This window comes from Mesobacillus foraminis (genome assembly GCF_004340465.1).
GTDB lineage: Bacteria > Bacillota > Bacilli > Bacillales > Cytobacillaceae > Mesobacillus_B > Mesobacillus_B foraminis.
Genome location: NZ_SLVV01000007.1, coordinates 224,622 through 247,254, shown reverse-complemented (window position 1 = coordinate 247,254; position 22,633 = coordinate 224,622). Strand labels below are relative to the sequence as shown.

Here is a 22,633-nt window from a genome sequence, read left to right as displayed (position 1 = left end):
AATTAGCATTACTTATTTAAGTATTCAATGATACTGTCGAGCATATCTGCTGCTGTATACCTTTTGGGACAAGCATGGACCGTAAGTCCATATTGCTCAGCTCTTTTTCTGGAAACCGGTCCAATACAAGCAATCACACATTGGTCGATAACCGATTCCAGCTGCTGTCCTTTCACTGTTTCAATGAAATGGTCGATGGTTGATGGACTTGTGAAAGCAAGGATATCCAGTTCTCCTTCTAAAAGGATGTTTGCAAGCCTGGATTTGCTTTCCTCAGGCATATAGGTTTCATAGATGATAAGTTCATCGACATGGGCCCCTTTTTCCACAAGTGATGAAGCAATGTATTCCCTTGCTAAATTCCCTTTGGGGATAAGGACCCTTGCCCCTTCGCTTACATGGTGCAAAAACTCTTTTACAAATCCTTCTGCCACAAATTCCTGCGGTGCAAACTCGACAGGAATATTTTCCCTTTCGGCAGCTTCCTTTGTTTTATCACCAATGACAGCAACCTTAGGAAGGCCTTTTCCGCTGCCATAAAAAGAAAAAAACGTCTCGACCGTTACAGAGCTAGTAAAAATTATCCAGTTATAGGTATGTATTTGCTCCAAAACACGCATTATAGTCTGAGACATTGGAACCGGCCTGAAAGCAATCAATGGAATTTCAACAGGGATGCCTCCCAATTTTCTAACCAGCGATGAAAAGGATGCAGCCTGTTTTGCTCCTCTTGGAACCATTATCCTTTTATTTTGCAGGGGAGCAGGACTCACTCAGAATCCAGCTCCCGCTTAACTTCATCGATCAGGTCCTTGGCCCCAAGCGCGGTCAGCTTTTCAGCAGCTAGCTCTCCAACTTTTAAAGGATCGGTGCCCGTTACCATCTCTTTTAATATAACCTTTCCATCAGGTGACCCAACCAGAACGGTTAAAATAATCTCTTCCTGTTGATTGACTGAGGCATACCCAGCAATCGGCACCTGGCAGCCGCCTTCCATTTTCCCAAGGAAAGTCCGTTCTGCCTGAACAGCTGCAGCCGTCCTGCCGGAGGTGAACCTACCTAGCCATTCCAGGAGCTCATCGTCATCCCCGCGGCATTCAATCGAAAGAGCTCCCTGTCCCACAGCAGGGATGCAAATATCAGGATCAATGAATTCTGTTATCGTTTCAGCTGCCCAGCCCATCCTCTTCAAACCGGCCGCAGCGAGGATAATGGCATCATACTCGCCAGTCTGCAGCTTGGCAATCCTCGTATCAATATTTCCTCTTATCCATTTGATTTCAAGGTCAGGGCGCCTTGCTAGAAGCTGTGCACTTCGGCGAAGACTGCTTGTTCCGACTACCGCTCCTTCTTTGAGCTGGTCAAAAGGGATATGGCCATTTGATATCAGCACATCACGATGGTCCTCACGATTTGGTACAGAGCCGATCACCAGTCCCTCCGGCAATACAGCAGGCATGTCTTTCATACTATGGACAGCCATATCTATATTTTTATCCAGCATCGCCTGCTCGATTTCTTTAACAAAAAGGCCCTTTCCCCCAACCTTCGAAAGTGTGACATCGAGGATTTTGTCGCCCTTTGTCACAATCTCCTCAACTCTAAAGTCAAACGGCGCGCCTAGTTCCTTTAATTGATTGATGACCCAGTTTGTCTGTGTTAAAGCCAGTTTGCTCCGTCTTGATCCTACAATGATTGTTCTCATGAAGATCCTCCTTAATTACTCGTACCATAAATGAAAAGATGATAATTGCCCAAATAAGAAAAAGTTGATTAATACTATTAAAAATGATGCCGCATTTAAAAGAGCCAGTGATTTTCCATACATGCCCCGTGCTACCCGCAGATACAAGTAGGCACTATATGCCGCCAAAACAACAAAGGAGCCAATTATTTTTGCATCATACCAAGCCATGTCCGGCAGTTTTATCCAGGCCCATTGCAGACCAAGGACGAGACTTAGCAGGAGCATGGGAACACCTATGACATTCAGTAAATATGACAATTGCTCCAATTTGGACAGATCTGCAATCCTTCGGAGAAGCCTTCCCCACTTTTTTCGCTTCAATAAATCGTATTGAATTAAATAAAGAAGTGAAAAAACAAAGGAAATGGAAAAAGCTCCATAGGACAGAATGGCCATTGTAATATGGATAAGAAGCAATTCTGAAATAAGCTGTTCTGACATGACGTTTGATCCGTAATCAGCCGGCGCAAAGGTATGTATGGCCATAATGATAAACCCTAGGACGTTGGTAAAAAAAACGATTAAATCTACCTTTAGCAAACGGTTGATTGCAAGTGATAAAGTAACCAGCACCCAGGAATAAAAGTACAATCCTTCAAAGAGGGTAAGTACAGGAAAACGCCTCACCTCAACCACATAAAAAAACAGGAAAAGCGTTTGCAAAACCCATACAAATGCAAGTAACCAGAAGGCAACTTGGTTTACCTTCCGGTTACTATTAAGGAAGTCGATAAAATACAGAAGCACGCTTGCTGCATAAACCACAATGGTCAGCTCATGAAGACGGGTCATGAAAATATCACTCATGCCGGAACCTCACTTATGATTGAAAAGAAGCCTGAGGCACCTGGCCAGCGGCCTGCTTTTTTTCAACAGTTTTCGCACCATGCTGTTCAGCAACAAGCTGCTCAATATTAAATATTTTCATAAACAGATCAAGGGCTTCCTCAGCATCTTTTCTGGCTGACAGCTCCTTCGCCTGAAGAATTGGATCTTTTAGCATCTGATTAATGATGCTTTTAGTATGTTTGTTCAAGACCTTAAGGTCCCGCGCCGTCAGATGGGGAAGCTTCCGTTCAATGCTTTCCATCGTTCCCTGCTGAATTTCAAGCGCCTTTACCCTAAGAGCTGATATGACAGGAACGACACCGAGTGTATTCAGCCATTGTTTGAAGAGAACAATTTCTTCTTCAATCAATAGCAGGATCTTTTCGGCAGCTATTTTGCGTTCCTGCAGATTGGCCTCCACGATTCCTTCGAGATCATCTATGTCATAGAGGAACACATCTTCTAATTCAGCAATGGCAGGGTCAAGGTCGCGCGGCACTGCAATGTCCACCATGAACAGCGGTTTGCCTTTTCTGGATTTTGCAACTGACTGCACCATATTTTTTGTAACAACAAAATCTTTTGCCCCAGTGGAACTGATCAGAATATCGGCCTCTGCCAGCCCTGTTTCCAATTCTTTGATTGTTTTGGCTTCGCCGGCAAAGCGACTGGCAAGATCCTCCGCTTTTTTGTAGGTCCTGTTTATGACAGTGACCTTCCTTGCACCATTGGCATGGAGATTCTGAATCGCCAATTCTCCCATTTTGCCAGCCCCAAGAATCAGGACATGCTTATTATTGAGAGAACCAAAAATCTTCTTGGCCAGCTCAACAGCAGCATAACTCACGGATACCGCATTGGCTCCGATCTCAGTCTCTGAATGGCCGCGTTTGGCGATCGTAACAGCCTGTTTAAATAGCTGGTTGAAAACGGTGCCGGTAGTCTTTTCTTCCTGGGCCATCAGAAAGCTCGAACGTACTTGTCCAAGAATCTGTGTTTCCCCGAGTACCATGGAGTTCAGACCGCAGGCGACTTTAAAGAGGTGTTCAATCGCGCCATCTTGCTCATATACGAACAAGAAAGGAGAAAATTCCCCCTGCTCTATCCCAAACCAATCGGATAAAAACTCTTTTATATAATATCGGCCAGTGTGGAGCTGATCCACAACTGCATAGATTTCCGTACGGTTACAAGTTGATAAAATAACATTTTCAAGAACGCTCTTTTTATTCTGAAGCTGCTTCATGGCATCCCGTAAATTTGCCTCGTTAAATGTCAGCTTTTCGCGGATTTCAACAGGGGCTGTTTTATAATTAAGACCAACAACTATGATATGCATTCTGAAATTGACACCCCCATACAAAAATGACAAAGCTATATTAATGATAGCATTCTTTCTTAGAATAATTTCTCTCTAATTGTGAACATCTAATGAAAGATTTTTAATCAATCTATTTATTTAAATCGATTGCAAGAGAACACTTGAATCTGGTTAAATAAAACAGTACGAATATCAAAATTATCTCCTTATGTACCGTACCAAAAATTCGACATAAATTCAAGTTAGCCTTACTGGAAGTGGTGAAGTATGAAAAATCAGAGGATTATCCCAGGAATCATATTAATTGGATTTGGAATTTACTATTATCTGCAGCAGGCTGAATACACGATGTTTTCAGATTTTCAAACCTGGCCGACCCTTATGGTCATTTCCGGTACTGCCTTCTTGGTTCAGGGCTATTGGGGAAAGGATTATGAAGCCATTTTCCCTGGAGTGATTCTATTTGGTTTCGGCATGCATCTTCACATCGTCGACAAGCTGGAGGTTTGGCCGGATCATATGGGAGCTTTTATATTAATTATGGCTCTGGGCTTCCTGCTCCGTTATCAAAAAACGGGAACCGGACTGTTTAACGGGATTCTCTTTCTTATTCTGGCCGGACTGCTGCTTTTTTATGATCGAATTTCCGCGTGGCTGGAAACAATGGAAAATGGTATCTCGACATTATGGAATTTTTGGCCGGCTGCACTGATCCTGATTGGAGTATATCTGTTGCTTATGAAAAGAAAATAGGTCACTAGAGACAGGGGCGGCAAAACCCTTGTCTTTTTTTACCAAAAATGATCTTCCTTCATTTGACTTAAAAGGCATTAAGCTTTTACTGAGACAATTTGAATAACTTCTGGACTAGGACTAACCTCCGTCTCAGCATCCACTTATTCCGCCCTGACACCCCCGCCTACCCTTATAAAGATGCTGTCCGGATTTATACCCGCATCCCGCGTAAAAAAACCCTACGATTGTTCTCATTTCTCTCCACATAATAATAATAAATGACACCGCCAAAGTTCGTTTTAACAGCTCTACCTCTCCTCTCCCTTACTCGGCTGCTCAGCGAAAAACCTGATGCTTATAAAAAAGCATCAGGTTTTCAGTCCTACTTATTCATATAAGCTTGAAGAATACTCCAGGCTTTATCCTTGCCCTCTCCGCTTTCAGAGGAGAATAGAACAATCGCATCCTCCGGGTCGAAATCAAGTGTTTCACGAGTGATTTTTAAATGCTTTTGCCATTTTGATTTGGGAATCTTATCGGCCTTTGTGGCAATGACAATGACAGGTATTTCATAGTGTTTAAGAAAATCATACATCATTTTGTCATCAGCAGTTGGGGGATGGCGCAAATCCACAATTAAAAGGACAGCTTTAAGCTGTTCCCTGGTTGTGATATATGTTTCAATCATTTTTCCCCATGCTTCCCGTTCTTTCTTTGACACTTTGGCATATCCATACCCCGGTACATCCACAAAATGAAGAATTTCATTTATCAGGTAAAAGTTTAGAGTCTGCGTTTTTCCCGGTTTGGAAGAAGTCCTTGCTAAACTCTTCCGATTCAGCATTTTATTGATAAAAGACGATTTCCCTACATTGGAACGTCCCGCTAAAGCAAATTCCGGCAAGGCCCCTTCCGGATACTGGCTGGGCCTTACCGCACTAATAACAATTTCTGCATTCGTCACTTTCATTGGCTGATTCCCTCAGCAAGGGCATGGCTAAGCACTTCATCTACATGAGAAACAAGCACAAACTCCAAATCATTGCGGACACTTTCAGGGATATCATCTATATCTTTTTCGTTATCTTTCGGGAGAATGATCTTTGTCAATCCTGCCCTGTGAGCACTTAAGGTTTTTTCCTTCAAACCGCCGATGGGCAATACACGGCCCCGTAGTGTAATTTCCCCTGTCATGCCGACCTCACGGCGTATTGGGCGTCCAGACAGAGCTGAAACGAGGGCTGTTGCAATCGTAATGCCCGCTGAAGGACCGTCTTTTGGTGTGGCTCCTTCAGGAACATGGATATGGATATCAAGCTTTTCATGAAAATCCTCTTCAATTCCAAGCTCTTTTGTTTTCGAACGCACATAGCTGAAGGCTGCTTGTGCGGATTCCTTCATGACGTCCCCTAATTTCCCGGTTAAAACTAATTTGCCTTTGCCAGGAGAAAGGGAAACTTCTATCTGAAGGGTATCTCCGCCAACAGTTGTATAAGCAAGTCCCGTAGCCACTCCAACCTGGTCTTCGAGTTCCGCCTGACCGTATCTGAATCGAGGCTTCCCTAGGAACTCTACCACATTCTCAGCGTTAACGGTCACCTGTTTTTCAGTGTCCGAAACAATGATTTTCGCTGTTTTCCGGCAAATCGCAGCCAGCTGTCGCTCCAAAGAACGCACTCCGGCTTCGCGGGTATAGTAACGGATGATTTGCTGGAAGCCCGATTCTTCAATTTGCAGCTGGGATTCTGATAAGCCATGGTCCTTTATTTGGCGGGGAAGCAGATGGTCTTTGGCAATATGAAGCTTTTCCAGCTCGGTATAGCCTGCAATATTGATAATTTCCATCCGGTCCAGCAAAGGTCCGGGAACAGTACCAAGATTATTGGCAGTTGCAATGAACATTACTTTGGATAGATCATAGGTTTCCTCAATATAATGGTCACTGAAGCTGTGGTTCTGTTCCGGATCCAGCACCTCAAGCATGGCAGACGATGGGTCGCCCCTGAAATCACTGGACATCTTGTCTATTTCATCTAAAAGGAAAACTGGATTAATGGTACTCGCCTTTTTCATCCCCTGGATAATTCTGCCTGGCATTGCACCGACATAAGTTCTCCGGTGGCCGCGAATTTCTGATTCATCACGTACACCTCCCAGGGAGATTCGTACAAAATTCCTGTTAAGCGATTTTGCAATGGACTTGGCAAGGCTGGTTTTCCCTACCCCCGGAGGCCCGGCCAGACAAAGAATCGGTCCCCTTAAAGAATTGGTCAGCTGCTGTACTGCCAAATATTCCAGCACCCGTTCTTTGACCTTCTCCAGTCCATAATGCTCTTCATTCAAGATTTTTGTGGCTTTGTGAATATCGAGATCATCCTCTGTTGCCTTTGTCCAAGGCAATGACACCAGCCACTCGATATAATTTCGAATGACAGCACTTTCTGCGGATGTCGAAGGAACTTTCTCATAACGATCCAGTTCTTTCAAAGCTGTTTCCTTTACATGGTCGGGCATGCCGGCAAGTTCAATCTTGTCGGTCAGCTCCTGTACTTCCCCTGTCTTTCCTTCTTTATCACCCAGCTCTTTCTGGATTGCTTTCATCTGTTCACGGAGATAGTATTCTTTTTGAGTACGCTCCATGGACCGCTTAACGCGCTGACCAATCTTCTTTTCCAGATTAAGCACTTCTTTTTCATTGTGAATAATCTCGATCACCCGGTTCATTCGTTCTTTTTCATCCAGGGTCTCGAGAATTTCTTGTTTCTCTTTGAGCTTCAGCGGCAAATGGGACGAAATGATATCGGCCATCCTGCCTGGTTCTTCAATATCCGCGACTGATGTATGTGTTTCGGCAGAAATTTTCTTTGACAGTTTTATGTACTGCTCGAAATACTCCAGCATTGTTCTCATCAATGCTTCATCTTCCACATCTTTCGTTTCACGGTCATCAAACGTTTTCAGGCTGGCAGCGAAATTATCTTTTTCATCAAAAAACTCAACGATTTCTGCACGCTTCAATCCTTCAACCAGTACCCGAATCGTTCCATTTGGCAGCTTCAGCATTTGCTTGACCTTTGTCAGAGTACCCATTCGATAAAGATCTTCTTCAGATGGCTCATCTATTGAAATGTCTTTTTGAGTTGTTAAAAAAATCAAATGGTCATCAACCATCGCCTTTTCAAGAGCCTGGACGGATTTTTCACGACCGACATCCAGGTGAAGGACCATTGTAGGATAGACCAAAAGACCACGAAGCGGCAATAGGGGAACAGTTCTCTCTTTGTTATCCGCCATTCATTACACCTCCATATGTAACATAAGTTGCATAGATTCTTTGTTCAATTCTATCGTATTTGCCTTCTAGTGTCTAATACCACGAGTTTGGCCTAATCATGTCCAAATTGAACAATTTCCTTTATTTATATTATCAAGATTCAGGCTTTAAAATATGTCCCGATAACTTATTTCCATTTGCATAAAAAAAGTTCCGATTATGAAATAATAACCGGAACCTTCCTTTCACTATTCAAGGTGTTATCCGCCTAGGTTGCTCTCCTTTTCATTCAAGTCAGATGCAGACAGAATTTGCTCTCTGTTATCATGCGTGGCTGAAATAATCGATTCTCTGCTGGCATCCTCTCTTACCAGAGCTATATCAAACACCTCGTCGAGATGGCTGACTGGAATAATTTCTATCCCCTTAATTTCCTGAAGAATAGACTGGACGTTATCCTTTGGAATGATCACCTTTTTTGCGCCTGCCTTCTTGGCAGCCTTCACTTTTGGATAAACCCCGCCAATTGGCTTAACATTTCCATGAATGCTGATTTCTCCCGTCATGGCTACAGTATGGTTTGTCGGAATTTTATAGATGGCTGAGTAAATTCCCGTTGCCATTGCAATTCCTGCGGATGGACCATCGATCGGAGTTCCGCCAGGGAAATTGACATGAATGTCATACTCGTCCGCTGGCACTCCCATCGAGCGGAGGACAGTAATGACATTTTCAATGGACCCTCTTGCCATACTTTTTCTTCTGATCGACTTCCCTTGTCCGCCGATGCTTTCTTCTTCAACTATGCCGGTAATATTGATGGACCCTTTTTCTTTTGCCGGGATGACTGTCACTTCAATTTCTAGCAGTGCTCCCGTGTTCGGCCCGTATACGGCCAATCCGTTTACAAGCCCCACGGCTGCTTTTTCATTTATCCTTCTCTCCATTCTTGGAGTCAGCTGGCTGGAATGGACCACCCATTCAACCTCTTCCTCTTTAATGAAGTTTCTGCCTTCTGTGATTGCCAGCCCAGCTGCAATCTGGACCATATTTACCGCTTCCCGTCCATTTCGGGCGTAATTTGATAAGATTTCAATCGCAGTGCTGCTCATTTCTAAGTTAATCTTCTCTGCAGCATTCCGTGCTACATCAGAGATTTCTTCTTGGGACAATTCTCTGAAGAATACTTCCATACATCTGGATCTAATAGCAGGAGGAATTTCACTGGGTGTCCTCGTTGTGGCTCCCACAAGCCGGAAATCAGCTGGAAGGCCATTTTTAAAAATATCATGTATATGTGTAGGGATTTGGGCATTTTCCTCACTGTAATAAGCGCTTTCAAGAAAAACCTTCCTGTCTTCAAGGACTTTTAAAAGCTTATTCATTTGAATCGGATGAAGCTCCCCAATTTCATCAATGAACAGGACTCCGCCGTGAGCATTGGTCACCGCACCTTGTTTAGGCTGTGGGATGCCAGCCTGTCCCATGGCTCCCGCCCCTTGATAAATAGGATCATGCACGGAACCAATCAATGGGTCTGCAATTCCCCGCTCATCGAACCTTGCTGTTGTTGCATCAAGCTCCACAAAAACGGATGAAGGCTTAAAAGGTGATCTTTGATTCTTTTTTGCTTCTTCAAGAACCAGCCTTGCTGCAGCTGTCTTCCCAACCCCCGGAGGCCCATAAATAATGACATGCTGAGGATTTGGTCCGCATAGTGCGGCCTTTAATGCTTTGATTCCATCTTCCTGGCCTACAATATCTTTGAAGCTTGACGGCCTGACTTTTTCAGAAAGCGGTTCACTCAGAGAGATGGATCTCATCTTTTTCAACTGTTCCATTTCTTTCTTTGATTCACGGTCTATAGAGACTTTTTGTGTACGCTGATTTTTCAATAAGTTCCAAAAATACAGCCCAATGACGATGCCAAAAAAAAGCTGTACGAATAAGGCGATCCCCGTCCAACTCAATTAGATTCCCTCCTGAAATAAATACTTTTCACTTTCCCCTAGTATCCCCTTCATAGAGTTGGAATAAACAAGAAATTCACTTAAATATCGAGCACCTCACTAAAATCCTGCTGCTGAGGTTTCAGGGACTTTTCAGCAATAAAAAAAACCCGGTTATGGAACCGGGCTTAATACATCTTCTGGACAATTAGGCGGAATTGCGTTCACTTTTTTCGACTGTGCCGTCAGAAAGGACGAGTTTTGGCGCACTGAGCTGTTCAACCGTTTCCTTCGTAATGACACATTTCACGATATCCTCACGTGACGGAAGGTCAAACATGACATCAAGCATGATTCCCTCAATAATAGAGCGAAGTCCGCGAGCGCCGGTTTTACGTTCAATTGCTTTTTTGGCAATTTCCGTGAGAGCTCCCTCTTCAAACTCCAGCTGAACATCATCAAGCTCCAGCATTTTTTGATACTGCTTCACCAATGCGTTCTTGGGTTTTGTTAAAATTTCTACTAAAGCTTCCTCATCAAGCTGAGCAAGGCTTGCGATGACTGGCAAACGCCCAATGAATTCAGGTATTAGACCAAATCTTAGCAAATCTTCAGGAAGAACTTTTGAAAGTAGTTCCTTTTGATCTATTTCATCCTGCTTGTTATCAGACCCAAAACCGATGACCTTTTGACCAAGACGGCGTTTGATAATGGATTCAATCCCGTCAAACGCACCGCCGCAAATAAAGAGAATATTGCCGGTATCAATTTGGATGAACTCTTGGTGAGGGTGCTTCCTTCCCCCTTGTGGCGGAACACTTGCAACAGTGCCTTCAAGGATTTTAAGAAGCGCCTGCTGAACCCCTTCACCTGAAACATCTCTGGTGATGGAAGGGTTTTCCGATTTCCTGGCAATTTTATCAATTTCATCGATGTAAATAATGCCTTTTTCTGCTTTTTCAACATCATAGTCTGCTGCCTGAATCAGTTTTAAGAGGATATTTTCTACATCCTCTCCAACATATCCTGCTTCGGTTAATGAAGTTGCATCAGCGATGGCAAACGGAACGTTCAGGATCCGCGCAAGTGTCTGGGCAAGGAGAGTCTTACCGCTACCAGTAGGTCCAATCATGACAATATTGCTCTTTGCTAGCTCAACATCATCAATCTTGCTGTTAGAGTTAATACGTTTGTAGTGATTGTACACAGCAACGGAAAGGTTCTTCTTGGCCTGTTCCTGACCAATTACATATTCATCCAGAATATCGCGGATTTCTCTTGGCTTTGGAACATCTTTAAATTCAACCTCTTCTTCAGTGCCAAGCTCTTCTTCGACAATCTCGGTGCATAACTCAATACATTCATCACAAATATATACTCCCGGTCCAGCTACGAGCTTACGGACCTGATCCTGTGTTTTGCCACAGAAAGAACATTTCAGTTGTCCTTTTTCATCATTAAATTTGAACAATTTTTTCACCCCTTGAATACTTCTAAGCGATATATATAGCCGCGGATCATTAGCAAACAATCATATTCTGGCAAAAGCCAAACCAAGGTAAAACAGGTATGTACTGCATTGTATCACATATTGCCAACGGACAGGAAATGAAAACCCTTGACTATTCAGATACAAAAAAGATCCGCTAAAAAGATATGTACTCAATTCAGCTTAACCAAAAATACGCTGCTTAAGTCTGCAGTTCATCATTTACCAAAGAAATCAGTAGCCAGACCTCCGCAAGTCCGGCCCTTATTATGTATTAAACAAGCTTAAAATGGTACAAAACAAGGCACGATAAGATCGCGCCTTGTTTCCTATTCTTGTTATTTATATTATGCAACAGTTTTGCTGTTTTCCACAAGGAATTCGACTGCTTTTTTTACTTGAAGATCACCTTTGATACCATCAACGTTTCCGCCAAGGGCAGTTTTAATTTGATCTACAGTCATATTATAAGATTTTGCCATATTTTCAAGCTCTGCATTTACATCTTCTTCTGATACTTCAATGTTTTCCGCTTTAGCAATGGCTTCAAGAGTCAAATTAACGCGGACACGGCTAGCCGCGTCTTCCTTCATTTGCTCACGCAGCGCAGCTTCGTCCTGTCCAGAGAACTGGAAGTAAAGCTCCAGGTTCATGCCTTGCATTTGAAGGCGCTGTTCGAATTCATTCATCATGCGGCCGATTTCATTTTCAATCATGACTTCAGGGACATCAATTTCAGCATTTGCTGCTGCCTTTTCAACAACAGAGTCTTGAATATGATGCTCTTTTTGATGCTCTTTATCGTGCTTTAGACGATTTTTTGTCTTTTCTTTCAGGGCTTCAAGTGTCTCAACTTCTTCGTCGACATCTTTTGCGAATTCGTCATCAAGCTCTGGAAGTTCTTTGCCCTTAATTTCATGAACCTTCACCTTGAAAACAGCAGGCTTTCCAGCAAGCTCAGCAGCATGGTACTCTTCCGGGAATGTAACTTCAACATCTTTTTCTTCGCCGGCTGCAGTACCTACGAGCTTCTCTTCAAAGCCTGGAATGAAGTTGCCGGAACCAAGTTCCAATGAGTAGCTTTCAGCTTTGCCGCCTTCAAAAGCTTCACCATCGACGAAACCTTCAAAATCAATGACAACTGTATCGCCATTTTCAGCCTTCCCGTCTTCTTTTACGACAAGCTCTGCCTGACGCTCCTGAAGCTTTTTAAGCTCAGCGTCCACTTCTTCATCAGTAACTTCTGTATCAAAAGCTTCTACTTCCAAGCCTTTATATTCGCCAAGCTTGACTTCAGGCTTAACTGTTACAGTTGCCTTGACGATCATGCTTTTGCCTTTTTCAATTTGCTCAATATCAATTTCAGGCCGATCTACTGGCTCGATACCAGCTTCTTCTACGGCATTAGAGTATACTTCTGGAAGCAGGATATCGATTGCATCCTGGTAAAGGGCTTCTACACCAAAGCGCTTTTCAAACATTTGGCGCGGCATTTTACCTTTACGGAACCCTGGTACATTAATAGTTTTTACCACTTTTTTAAATGCAGCATCCAGTCCTTCGTTCACCTTTTCTGCATCTACTTCGATTGTAAGAACTCCTTGGTTCCCTTCTAATTTTTCCCATTTTGCAGACATACAGTTCCCTCCAACAAATCTATTATCATGTCCATTCGGCGATGAATATCTCTTGAGCATGCAAGCAAATATTCCAGTTTAAATGTAAAATATAATTATTTTTACATAATACAACCACTACATTATAACACAGGATTATTTCGTTTCAACAGCTTGTACCTTTATTTCGGATAAGAAATTTCTTCAATCTTCCCAATAAAGGCTACTGCTTCCCGAATTTCTTCTTCTGAAGCCCTGTATTTACGTGCATAAGAATCAGCCGGCTCTGCCTTTCCAAGGTAAAGGTCCCCAAGATAGTGGTAGGCAGCAGCCCATGCACTTGAAGCCTCCGGGGACGGAGTAAAGGGATAGAGCAGGAAAAAATTTCGTTCTATCATGCTTTTTATGTTTTCAAATAAAACCGGGTCTTCGCTCTCCAGTTCTTCTTTGAGTAATTGTTTTACTTCCAGAGCCTTTTCAACCTCATGGATTTCAGGGAGCGAAACAGGAATAAACGTTTCTTTCATGCCAAATTTTTCAACTGTGACCTCTTTTTCGTATTCCTGTTCCTTGAGAATATTAAGGAGCATTGCTTTTTGAAAAGCATCACCTTCGTTCGATGCAAGATATTCCTTTATTTCGGTGATGTAGGACCTTATATTTTCGTTTGCCAGCCTGGCAGCCAGCATCATTTGCTCCTGAGGATCCAGACAATCGAAGAGGTTAAGCTTTGGGTGACCCATATCCCGAGCCAGGTCATGGTCATTGGCTGTTTCTTTTTTTCCTGCTGCCATCCTGCGGCTGAAATGCAGCATTTTTGAAAAGTGCTCCAGTTTTTCCTTCGGTACTTCCCTATCTTCCAAAAGGGCTTCTATAGCTGTAATGACTTCCTGATATTCATTTAGCTGGACCAAAATCATAATATAAAGGTCCATTACTTGAAAATAGTCCCCAATGCCTTTTTTCAGCATTTCTGCGGCCATTTTACGAGCTTGATTGATGTTTCCGGCTTCAAAATAAGCCAGTACCAATCCGGTATATATTTCACTGTTATCAGGTTCAAGTTTCCGAGCTTGTTCCAGAAGATCAGAGGCTTGCCGATATTGTTTTTGGTGCAGATTTTCCAGTCCTTTTTCCAACAGGCGCCTTTCTAGGCCTGGAAACAGAACAATATTATCCTTTTTTGAATCCCGTTTCTTCATGCCTGCTACCGCCCTAACGTGTTTTTTTATAGAAGTGTAGCATGAAAAGGCTGAAAAACAAAAAGATTTCACAGCCATTCGGCTGTGAAATCTTTATTGAACCGATTCCTCGTATTTTTTTATGCTGTCTTCCATCTGGAGCGTCAATTCAATTTCATCCCAGCCGTTCATCAGCATATTTTGCCAGTAGGGATGGATTTCAAAACTCGCAGAAAATCCATCTGCGTCCGTGACTGTTTTGCTTTCAATGGAGACTGTCAGCTCATGGGACTGATTTTTAGTCTTATCCAATAAATACTTGATTTCCTGCTCCTTTAGGACAACCGGAAGCATTCCATTTTTTAAGCAGTTCTGATGAAAAATATCTGCAAACGATGGAGCAATGATGACCTTGAACCCATAATCCAGCAATGCCCATGGCGCATGTTCGCGGGACGACCCGCAGCCAAAGTTTTCATTCGCAACAAGAATTGAAACTCCTTCATTTTCCGGACGGTTCAGTTCAAAGTCAGGATTTGGGGATCCGTCCTGCTTAAAGCGCCAATCATAAAACAGATATTGACCAAACCCAGTTTTTTCAATTCGCTTAAGAAACTGTTTCGGGATAATTTGGTCTGTATCGACATTTACTCTGTCCATGCCAGCCGCTTTTCCGCGAAAAGTAGTTAATCCAGCCATTAGTTAAGTCTCCTTTCCCTTGTTCTGTCGGCTTTAATGGACAGCTTCCGCACCTGTCATTCTTCTAACATCGACAAAACAGCCATTCACCGCTGCAGCCGCAGCCATAGCAGGGCTCACTAGATGTGTCCTTGCTCCTGAACCCTGTCTGCCTTCGAAGTTTCTGTTGGAAGTTGAAGCACAATGCTCGCCTGCAGGCACAATGTCTGCATTCATACTCAGGCACATGCTGCAGCCAGATTCTCGCCATTCAAAACCGGCATCAAGAAAAATTTTATGAAGCCCTTCCTGTTCAGCCATCATCTTGACTTTTTGTGATCCAGGAACAACAATTGCCTGAACATCCTCATGTACCTTCTGTCCCTTTGCAACTTCTGCAGCCATGCGCAAATCCTCGAGACGGGAATTCGTACAAGATCCAATAAATACTTTCTGAACCTTAATATCGGATATATTCTGGCCCTCTGACAGTCCCATGTAGGCAAGGGCACTTTCCACGGCACGCTGATCATTTTCACTGGTACACTCGCTTAAATACGGAATTCTTCCTGTAACCGGCGCTGTTTGCCCCGGGTTTGTCCCCCAGCTGACCATAGGTGCAATTTCGCTGCCATCTATATAGACTTCCTTATTATATTGTGCGTCCTCATCCGAAGCCAGCGCCTTCCACTTTTCAGCCAGCGCTTCAAGTTCAGCATCAGCAGGGGCATACTTGCGCCCGCGCAGATATTCAATCGTCGTATCGTCGGGAGCTATTAAACCAGCCTTTGCTCCGCCTTCAATGGACATATTGCATACTGTCATTCGTTCTTCCATTGACATTTGCCTGATTACATTGCCGCAAAATTCTATGATATGCCCTGTTCCGAAGTTTACTCCATATTTGGATAGAACATAAAGGATAACATCCTTGGCAAGAACTCCCTGTCCCAGCTCGCCATCAATCTGTACCTTCAGGGTTCTTGGCTTTGACTGCCATAAAGTCTGAGTCGCCAACACATGTTCTACTTCACTTGTTCCAATTCCAAATGCAAGGGACCCAAAAGCACCGTGCGTTGAAGTATGGCTGTCTCCGCAAACAATTGTCATCCCAGGCTGTGTCAAACCTAATTCAGGCCCGATTACGTGGACAATCCCCTGCTCAGGACTGTTAATATCCGCCAAAGTAATCCCGAATTCTTCACAGTTGTTCCTCAAGGTCTCCATTTGGTTATTCGCGATTGGATCTGTTATATTGAACCGATTTACAGTTGGTACATTGTGGTCCATGGTCGCAAAGGTCCTGTCCGGCCTCCTGACTGACCTGTTTTTTAGCCTTAATCCGGAAAAAGCCTGAGGCGAGGTGACTTCATGGACTAGATGAAGATCGATATAAAGCAAGTCAGGTTTCCCCTCTTCCCGGTGTACTACATGGTTTTCCCAAAGTTTTTCAATAATCGTTTTTCCCATCATTCACCCTCCTCGCTTTCAGGAATAAACGCCCATAATATTCATTACTGCTTGATTATCAAGAATAGTGGCCTTGATTTCTTCTATCATTTCGGCGGTACCGATAGTTTTTTGGCCAGGCAAAGCAATATCGCTCGTTTTAGATCCAGACTCCAGCACCTGCTTTACTGCATTTTCGACTGCTGCCGCTTCTTTATCCAAGTTAAAGGAGGTCCTTAACATCATTGCCGCCGATAGGATCATCGCAATTGGGTTTGCAATATTCTTTCCTTCGATATCTGGAGCCGAGCCATGAATGGGCTCGTAAAGATATGGACCGTTCTCAGAAATGCTGGCTGAAGGCAGCATTCCCAATGAACCCGTTAAAACGGACGCTTCGTCACTTAAAATATCCCCGAATAAATTCTCTGTAACAAGTACATCAAATTGTTTTGGATTCCTGATCAATTGCATCGCAGCATTGTCGACCAGCATATGCTCAAGCTTGACCGCAGGATGTTCCTTCGCAATTTCCTCTGCAGTTTCCCTCCACATGCGGCTAGATTCCAATACGTTCGCCTTGTCTACAGAGGTTACCTTTTTATCACGTTTTTCCGCCAGCTGGAAGGCTAGACGGATAACCCGTTCCATCTCGCTCTTTTTATAAAAAAGAGTGTCTACAACGGAGTCCTCTCCATTCTCTGCAGTGGACCTTTCGCTTGGTTTGCCAAAGTAAAGACCGCCTGTCAACTCCCTCACAACAAGCATGTCGGCCCCTTCAATCACTTCCTGACGCAAAGGGGATGTGGCTGCCGTACTGGAATAATAGCTCACTGGCCGTAAATTAGCATAGAGGTTCAACTCTTTCCTGATTCTCAACAGTCCTTTTTCGGGACGGAGATGTCCTGGAAGGGTTTCCCATTTAGGCCCACCTACTGCACCAAGGAGAACGGCATCACTTTTCTTGCAAACTTCTATAGTCTCCTCAGGAAGCGGGGTACCGTGTGCATCAATAGCCCCTCCTCCAATACTTCCATAAGTGAATTCAAACTGATGCCCAAACCGTTCACCCACTGCCTGCAGGACATTGATTGCCCCTTTGGTTACCTCCTTGCCAATCCCATCTCCGGGCAGGACTGCGATTCTCTTTTTCATGAGCTTCCCCTCCATTTGTTTGTAAAAAATTATCTGCTAACGATTGGCTCAGCACTCTCTTTCATATATAAAACACGGTTTACTGCATTCAAATAAGCTTTTGCCGATGCTTCAAGGACATCCTGTGCAAGTCCTCTCCCGCTTGTTTCTTTGCCTGCACATTTCATTTTCACATAGACCTGTGCGAGGGCGTCCCGGCCGGCGCCTACTGATTGAATACGGTAGTCTAGTAGATCAATTGTTTCATTCATGCATTTTTCCAATGTATTATAAAGAGCTTCTATACTGCCTGCACCGGTCCCTGCCTCCTGAATTTCTTCATTGGCTGAACCCGAAAGTGTTACAGTTGCTGTTGGAATCTGATTTGTACCGTATTGGACCTGGATCGATTTCAGTTCATAGAAGCTCTCCGTTTTGGATAGACCTTCCTCAAGCACTATAGCCACAAGGTCTTCGTCTGTCATTTCCTTTTTTCGGTCGGCCGTCTCCTTGAAAACACTGAACAAACGGTTGATTTCTTGATCCTGAACTTCTATTCCCAATTCTTTTAGGCGGTTCCGGAAAGCATGGCGGCCAGAGTGCTTTCCAAGAACCATTGAATTATTTTGATAGCCTACTAGTTCCGGAGAGATAATTTCATAGGTAGTCTTTTCTTTCAACACACCATCTTGGTGAATTCCAGACTCATGAGCAAAAGCATTTCGGCCAACAACCGCCTTATTTGCAGGAACCTCCATACCGGTAAGCTTTGAAACGAGAGTAGAAGTTCGGCTGATTTCCTGGAGATTCAGCCTCGTTTCTGCCTGGAAGTAATCCTTTCTGATATGAAGGGCAACTGCCAGTTCCTCGAGAGCCGTGTTCCCAGCCCTTTCCCCAATCCCATTGATTGTGCCTTCAACCTGTCTTGCACCATGCTGGACGGCAGCTAAAGAATTGGCTACAGCAAGACCCAAGTCATCATGGCAATGAGTGGAAAGTTCCACTTTATTAATAGAAGGAACGTGTTCGTATAAATATTTAAAAACATTCCCATATTCTTCAGGAGTGATATAGCCTACGGTATCCGGGATATTGATGACTTGTGCACCTGCCCGGATGACCTGTTCAATAATCTCCGCCAGGAACGGCAGCTCCGTCCGGCACGCATCCTCTGCCGACCACTGAACAACGGCAAATTTCGAAGCTGCATACCTGACCGAGCTTACTGCTGTTTCTATCACTTGTTCCTTGGATTGTTTAAGTTTAAATTCCCTGTGGATCGGTGAAGTGGCTATAAAAGTATGAAGTCTTGGTTCAGCCCCTTCTTTTAAAGCCTCCCAGGCTGCATCGATATCTGAAATGACCGCTCTCGCAAGCCCTGTGACCGAGCACCCCTTTATGGTTCTGGCTATCTCTCTGACCGACGCAAGGTCACCGGGAGAAGCAGCTGGAAACCCTGCTTCGATAATGTCAACGCTCAATCTTTCTAGCTGTCTCGCAATCTCCAGCTTTTCGGACATGTTCAAATTGACTCCAGCCGACTGCTCCCCATCCCTTAATGTCGTATCAAAAATCTTAACCTTTTGCACTAGCTGCCACTTCTTTCTTTTTATCCTTATTGACAAATGGCATCATAGCTCTAAGTTCCCTTCCCACAACCTCGATTGGATGCTGCTTTTCGTTTTCATTGATTGCATTGAATACTGGGCGGTTTGCCTGATTCTCCAGGATCCAGTCCTTAGCAAACTTACCTTCCTGAATATCTTTAAGCACAGCTTTCATTTCTTCTTTCGCCTGGGCTGTTACTACACGCGGCCCGCTTACAAAGTCACCCCATTGCGCTGTATCGGAAATGGAGTAGCGCATTCCTTCAAGTCCGCCTTCGTACATTAGGTCTACAATCAATTTCAGTTCATGCAGACATTCGAAATATGCAAGCTCAGGCTGGTAGCCAGCTTCTGTCAATGTTTCGAATCCTGCTTTTACTAATGAAGTCAATCCTCCGCAAAGAACTGCCTGCTCTCCGAAAAGATCTGTTTCTGTTTCTTCTTTAAATGATGTTTCCAAACCGCCTGCACGAAGTGATCCAATACCGTGTGCATATGCAAGGGCAAGCTCTCTGGCTTCTCCAGTTACATCTTGATAGATTGCGAACAATGCAGGTACCCCGGCACCTTCCGTATATGTTCTTCTTACTAGGTGTCCCGGGCCTTTTGGCGCAACAAGCAAGACATCAGATTCCTTAGGCGCAGTGATTTGGCTAAAGTGGATGTTGAAACCATGTGCAAACATTAAAGCCTGGTTTGTTAAGTTAGGCTTGATTTCATTATTGTAAACAGAAGGCTGAAGTTCATCTGGAAGCAGGATCATAACTACATCTGAATGAGCTGTAGCCTCTCCTACCGAAAATACCTTGAATCCATCTTCAACTGCTTTATCCCATGAACGGCCCTCTCTTAGACCGATTACCACTTCAACGCCGCTTTCACGAAGGTTTTGGGCATGTGCATGACCTTGAGAACCGTATCCGATGATTGCTACTTTCTTTCCTTGTAAGTACTGTGGGTTTGCGTCTCCGTTATAATACATTTTTGCCATTGTGATTTCTCTCCCTTTTCATAATTATTAGTATATTTTTTAAACTATTGAATAGTTTTTAGCCTGGTTTGTCCGCTGGCTGCTGCGCGGGAATGCTGTTGTTCCTGTCCGTGCCAGTTCCTTGATTCCATAAGGCTTAATCAGTTCAATGAAGGCTTCCACTTTGTCTGACTCCCCAGTAATCTGGATGATCAGGCTGTCTTTCCCTACATCAATTACAGAGGCACGGAATGGTTCGATTAAGGAATAAATTTCATTTCTTGTGTGCGGCAGTGATTGTACCTTAATAAGGGCCAACTCACGCGCGACTACCGCCTGGTCGCTGATGTCTGTTACTTTAATAACATCGATTTGTTTATTGAGCTGCTTTGTAATCTGTTCACATACCCCGCCATTTTCAACATTGACCACGCATGTAATCCTGGAAACTCCCTCTTGTTCGGTATGGCCTACCGAAATGCTTTCAATGTTATAGTTCCGCTTAGAAAACAGGTTTGTGATCCTGTTAAGGACGCCTGGTCGATTTAAGACGGTCAGCGTAATAATCCGTTTCATTTTTTCACACCCACCATTTCATGACTTCCTTTTCCAGGGGCTATCATTGGATATACATTTTCACTTTCAGCAACCCTGAAATCCAGCAGGACAGGCTCGTTAGCTTCCATGACTTCATTTAGGATGCTGTCTGCTTCAGACTCTGTTGTAATTTCGTAGGCTTTAATGCCATAGGCTTCAGCCAGTTTTACAAAGTTAGGCTGAACAGAAATCTTGCTGTGGGAGTACCTTTCTTCATAAAAGATTTCCTGCCACTGCCTTACCATTCCAAGAGAGCGATTGTTAAAGATTGCAATCTTTATAGGAAGGTTGAATTCTTTAATGACAGCAAGCTCCTGGGTTGACATTTGGAATCCAGCATCCCCGAGCACTGCAATCACACATGCTGAGCGATCCGCCAGCTGTGCACCTACCGCAGCAGGAAGGCCAAAGCCCATTGTGCCAAGACCGCCTGATGTGACCCAGCGATTCGGCTTTTTAAATGGATAGTACTGGGCGGCCCACATTTGGTGCTGTCCAACATCGGTAACAACAATGCCGTCCCCATTTGATTTTTCATACAGCATTTCCATTACTCTCTGCGGCTTGAGCGGCGATTCGGCATTTTCATACCAATACGGATATTCTTTCTTCCAGCTTTCAAGCTTCTTCATCCACTCCGAATGCTGCGGGGTTTTTCCATCCTGTTTGACAAGCATGCTCAGTGCTTCCCTGGCATCGCCTACAACCGGGATGGCTGTTGGGACATTCTTGCCGATTTCCGCAGGGTCTATATCAATGTGAGCCACCGTGGCTTTCGGAGCAAAGTGCTTAAGATTGCCCGTCAGCCTGTCATCGAATCTCGCTCCGATATTAATGAGCAAATCGCATTCGTATAACGCCATATTGGCTGTGTAACAGCCATGCATCCCTGCCATACCCAGTGATAAAGGGTGGTCCGCCGGAAAGCTTCCCAGTCCCAGCAGAGTATTAACAATCGGAAGCTGCTGCTGTTCGGCGTACTCCAGTAATAAATCGGAGGCTTTGGCAAAGAGGATGCCCGCTCCAGCTAGGATTACTGGCTTTTTCGCTGTACTGACCGCCTCTGCCAGCTTCCTTATCTGGAGGTAATTCGGCTCCAGAGTAGGCTGATATCCCGGAAGTGAAATCTCCGGATCTGTGGGAGCTTCTCCAATTAAAGCCGCAATGTCTTTCGGGAAGTCGATCAGTACAGGCCCGGGGCGGCCAGTGGTTGCAATATGGAAAGCCTCCTTAATGACTCTTGGAATTTCTTCAACGGATCGAATCTGACAGTTATGCTTAGTAATCGGTGTTGTGATGCCAAGGATATCTGCTTCCTGGAAAGCATCAGTCCCAATGACTCCCGTAGCAACCTGACCTGTAAAAACAACCAGCGGAAGGGAATCCATCATCGCATCAGCCAATCCGGTCACAATATTTGTGGCTCCCGGGCCCGAAGTGGCAATCACTACCCCAGCTTTCCCGCTGATTCTGGCATAGCCTTCAGCGGCATGTATTCCGCCCTGTTCATGGCGAGGAAGTACATGAGTAATCCCGCAGTCGTATATTTTGTCATATATCGGGAGCACTGCCCCGCCCGGGTATCCGAATATCACTTCCACCTTTTCCCTTTTCAAAGCCTCGATCAAAAGGTCTGCGCCGCTTCCGTTACTAGTTTCAGCTTTTACTTTTGTAAAAGCAGCTTCCTGTAACATTTATTTCAGCCCCCCATCATTTTTTTCGTTTTTTTACTGCCTTCTCTAACATTAACGGGTGTAAATCAAGCATTTTTCCCATAAAAAAAGCCTCATCATCTCCAAATGCCTTTTCTCCTAAGGCAAAGGGATGAAAAAGGCTCTAAAACCTGTTCCACGGTACCACCCTCATTCACACAGACACTTCTTTTTCTGTGTGCACTCTTGAACTGTTTCCAGTTCGTTTTGGTAACGGGTGGCAGGCACCCGACCGGCTTTACTTGAATTCGTTCAAGCCGGCGCTCCGAGGTGAGTTCATCCTATGCTGCCAACACCGGCTCTCAGCACTGCCGGTTCTCTGTAGATGGCTTCCGCATAAAATTAC

Annotated in this window: 18 protein-coding genes and 1 other annotated feature (1 of these 19 running past the window's edge); of the genes, 1 reads left to right on the top strand and 17 read right to left on the bottom strand. The window is 44.2% G+C overall.

Translation table 11 applies throughout. The annotated features are described in order from the left end of the window. Positions 1 to 8 precede the first annotated feature (8 nt). The 4 genes from EV146_RS14380 to hemA are packed head-to-tail and all read right to left on the bottom strand — an operon-like array spanning position 9 to position 3,914. A complete protein-coding gene (locus tag EV146_RS14380) occupies positions 9 to 773 on the bottom strand; it encodes a uroporphyrinogen-III synthase (protein WP_241993920.1) in 765 nt (254 codons plus the stop codon). Beyond that, the gene (gene hemC, locus EV146_RS14375) at positions 770 to 1,705 is read right to left on the bottom strand and encodes a hydroxymethylbilane synthase (RefSeq protein ID WP_132007412.1); all 936 of its coding nucleotides are present in this window, start codon (positions 1,703 to 1,705) and stop codon (positions 770 to 772) included. The genes EV146_RS14380 and hemC overlap by 4 nt, the downstream gene beginning before the upstream one ends. 15 nt (positions 1,706 to 1,720) lie before the next feature. After that, entirely contained in the window at positions 1,721 to 2,554 is an 834-nt protein-coding gene (locus tag EV146_RS14370; protein WP_121611536.1) for a cytochrome C assembly family protein, read from the bottom strand. Positions 2,555 to 2,567: 13 nt separating this feature from the next. Next, complete coding sequence (gene hemA, locus EV146_RS14365; protein ID WP_132007409.1) at positions 2,568 to 3,914, bottom strand: glutamyl-tRNA reductase; 1,347 nt, start codon at positions 3,912 to 3,914, stop codon at positions 2,568 to 2,570. A gap of 249 nt (positions 3,915 to 4,163) precedes the next feature. On the opposite strand from hemA, the gene EV146_RS14360 reads away from it, so the two are divergent. After that, positions 4,164 to 4,649, top strand: a complete 486-nt coding sequence (locus EV146_RS14360) for a LiaI-LiaF-like domain-containing protein (protein ID WP_132007406.1) — start codon at positions 4,164 to 4,166, stop codon at positions 4,647 to 4,649. 364 nt (positions 4,650 to 5,013) lie between these two features. Here the strand turns inward: EV146_RS14360 and yihA are convergent, their stop codons facing one another. From yihA to ilvB, 13 genes are all read right to left on the bottom strand, one after another. Beyond that, positions 5,014 to 5,601 carry a ribosome biogenesis GTP-binding protein YihA/YsxC gene (gene yihA / locus EV146_RS14355; protein WP_132007403.1) on the bottom strand — a complete coding sequence of 196 codons (588 nt, stop codon included), beginning with the start codon at positions 5,599 to 5,601 and terminating at the stop codon, positions 5,014 to 5,016. Beyond that, positions 5,598 to 7,925: an endopeptidase La gene (gene lon, locus EV146_RS14350; protein WP_121611532.1), complete on the bottom strand. Its 2,328-nt coding sequence runs from the start codon at positions 7,923 to 7,925 to the stop codon at positions 5,598 to 5,600. Before lon ends, yihA begins: the two co-directional genes overlap by 4 nt. Positions 7,926 to 8,165: 240 nt before the next feature. Beyond that, positions 8,166 to 9,875 carry an ATP-dependent protease LonB gene (gene lonB, locus EV146_RS14345; RefSeq protein WP_132007400.1) on the bottom strand — a complete coding sequence of 570 codons (1,710 nt, stop codon included), beginning with the start codon at positions 9,873 to 9,875 and terminating at the stop codon, positions 8,166 to 8,168. 187 nt (positions 9,876 to 10,062) lie between these two features. Next, positions 10,063 to 11,325: an ATP-dependent protease ATP-binding subunit ClpX gene (clpX, locus tag EV146_RS14340; RefSeq protein WP_121611530.1), complete on the bottom strand. Its 1,263-nt coding sequence runs from the start codon at positions 11,323 to 11,325 to the stop codon at positions 10,063 to 10,065. Between the two features lie 365 nt (positions 11,326 to 11,690). Then, positions 11,691 to 12,980, bottom strand: a complete 1,290-nt coding sequence (tig, locus tag EV146_RS14335) for a trigger factor (protein ID WP_132007397.1) — start codon at positions 12,978 to 12,980, stop codon at positions 11,691 to 11,693. A gap of 161 nt (positions 12,981 to 13,141) precedes the next feature. Further along, positions 13,142 to 14,161 carry a tetratricopeptide repeat protein gene (locus EV146_RS14330; RefSeq protein ID WP_132007394.1) on the bottom strand — a complete coding sequence of 340 codons (1,020 nt, stop codon included), beginning with the start codon at positions 14,159 to 14,161 and terminating at the stop codon, positions 13,142 to 13,144. A 93-nt stretch (positions 14,162 to 14,254) separates the two neighbouring features. Next, the gene (gene leuD, locus EV146_RS14325; protein ID WP_132007391.1) at positions 14,255 to 14,839 is read right to left on the bottom strand and encodes a 3-isopropylmalate dehydratase small subunit; all 585 of its coding nucleotides are present in this window, start codon (positions 14,837 to 14,839) and stop codon (positions 14,255 to 14,257) included. 33 nt (positions 14,840 to 14,872) lie between these two features. Beyond that, positions 14,873 to 16,288 carry a 3-isopropylmalate dehydratase large subunit gene (gene leuC, locus EV146_RS14320; protein ID WP_132007702.1) on the bottom strand — a complete coding sequence of 472 codons (1,416 nt, stop codon included), beginning with the start codon at positions 16,286 to 16,288 and terminating at the stop codon, positions 14,873 to 14,875. An 18-nt stretch (positions 16,289 to 16,306) separates the two neighbouring features. After that, positions 16,307 to 17,422 carry a 3-isopropylmalate dehydrogenase gene (leuB, locus tag EV146_RS14315; protein ID WP_132007388.1) on the bottom strand — a complete coding sequence of 372 codons (1,116 nt, stop codon included), beginning with the start codon at positions 17,420 to 17,422 and terminating at the stop codon, positions 16,307 to 16,309. A 29-nt stretch (positions 17,423 to 17,451) separates the two neighbouring features. Further along, positions 17,452 to 18,990 (bottom strand): 2-isopropylmalate synthase, encoded by a 1,539-nt coding sequence (locus EV146_RS14310; RefSeq protein ID WP_132007385.1) that lies wholly within the window; start codon positions 18,988 to 18,990, stop codon positions 17,452 to 17,454. After that, positions 18,977 to 19,999, bottom strand: a complete 1,023-nt coding sequence (ilvC, locus tag EV146_RS14305) for a ketol-acid reductoisomerase (RefSeq protein WP_132007382.1) — start codon at positions 19,997 to 19,999, stop codon at positions 18,977 to 18,979. The genes EV146_RS14310 and ilvC overlap by 14 nt, the downstream gene beginning before the upstream one ends. A gap of 39 nt (positions 20,000 to 20,038) precedes the next feature. Continuing rightward, positions 20,039 to 20,554 (bottom strand): acetolactate synthase small subunit, encoded by a 516-nt coding sequence (gene ilvN, locus EV146_RS14300; protein WP_121611522.1) that lies wholly within the window; start codon positions 20,552 to 20,554, stop codon positions 20,039 to 20,041. Further along, on the bottom strand, positions 20,551 to 22,269 hold the full coding sequence (gene ilvB / locus EV146_RS14295; protein WP_132007379.1) for an acetolactate synthase large subunit: 1,719 nt from the start codon (positions 22,267 to 22,269) through the stop codon (positions 20,551 to 20,553). The genes ilvN and ilvB overlap by 4 nt, the downstream gene beginning before the upstream one ends. A gap of 123 nt (positions 22,270 to 22,392) precedes the next feature. Next, positions 22,393 to 22,633, bottom strand: a binding site (T-box leader); it runs 22 nt beyond the window's last position.

Excerpts from the sequence above, each read along its gene's own strand:
- leuC (WP_132007702.1), bottom strand. The coding sequence starts at position 16,288 with ATGGGAAAAACGATTATTGAAAAACTTTGGGAAAACCATGTAGTACAC.
- lon (WP_121611532.1), bottom strand. The coding sequence starts at position 7,925 with ATGGCGGATAACAAAGAGAGAACTGTTCCCCTATTGCCGCTTCGTGGT.
- EV146_RS14370 (WP_121611536.1), bottom strand. The coding sequence starts at position 2,554 with ATGAGTGATATTTTCATGACCCGTCTTCATGAGCTGACCATTGTGGTT.
- EV146_RS14360 (WP_132007406.1), top strand. The coding sequence starts at position 4,164 with ATGAAAAATCAGAGGATTATCCCAGGAATCATATTAATTGGATTTGGA.
- tig (WP_132007397.1), bottom strand. The coding sequence starts at position 12,980 with ATGTCTGCAAAATGGGAAAAATTAGAAGGGAACCAAGGAGTTCTTACA.
- EV146_RS14330 (WP_132007394.1), bottom strand. The coding sequence starts at position 14,161 with ATGAAGAAACGGGATTCAAAAAAGGATAATATTGTTCTGTTTCCAGGC.
- hemA (WP_132007409.1), bottom strand. The coding sequence starts at position 3,914 with ATGCATATCATAGTTGTTGGTCTTAATTATAAAACAGCCCCTGTTGAA.
- ilvB (WP_132007379.1), bottom strand. The coding sequence starts at position 22,269 with ATGTTACAGGAAGCTGCTTTTACAAAAGTAAAAGCTGAAACTAGTAAC.
- hemC (WP_132007412.1), bottom strand. The coding sequence starts at position 1,705 with ATGAGAACAATCATTGTAGGATCAAGACGGAGCAAACTGGCTTTAACA.
- leuD (WP_132007391.1), bottom strand. The coding sequence starts at position 14,839 with ATGGCTGGATTAACTACTTTTCGCGGAAAAGCGGCTGGCATGGACAGA.
- ilvN (WP_121611522.1), bottom strand. The coding sequence starts at position 20,554 with ATGAAACGGATTATTACGCTGACCGTCTTAAATCGACCAGGCGTCCTT.
- leuB (WP_132007388.1), bottom strand. The coding sequence starts at position 17,422 with ATGAAAAAGAGAATCGCAGTCCTGCCCGGAGATGGGATTGGCAAGGAG.
- ilvC (WP_132007382.1), bottom strand. The coding sequence starts at position 19,999 with ATGGCAAAAATGTATTATAACGGAGACGCAAACCCACAGTACTTACAA.
- yihA (WP_132007403.1), bottom strand. The coding sequence starts at position 5,601 with ATGAAAGTGACGAATGCAGAAATTGTTATTAGTGCGGTAAGGCCCAGC.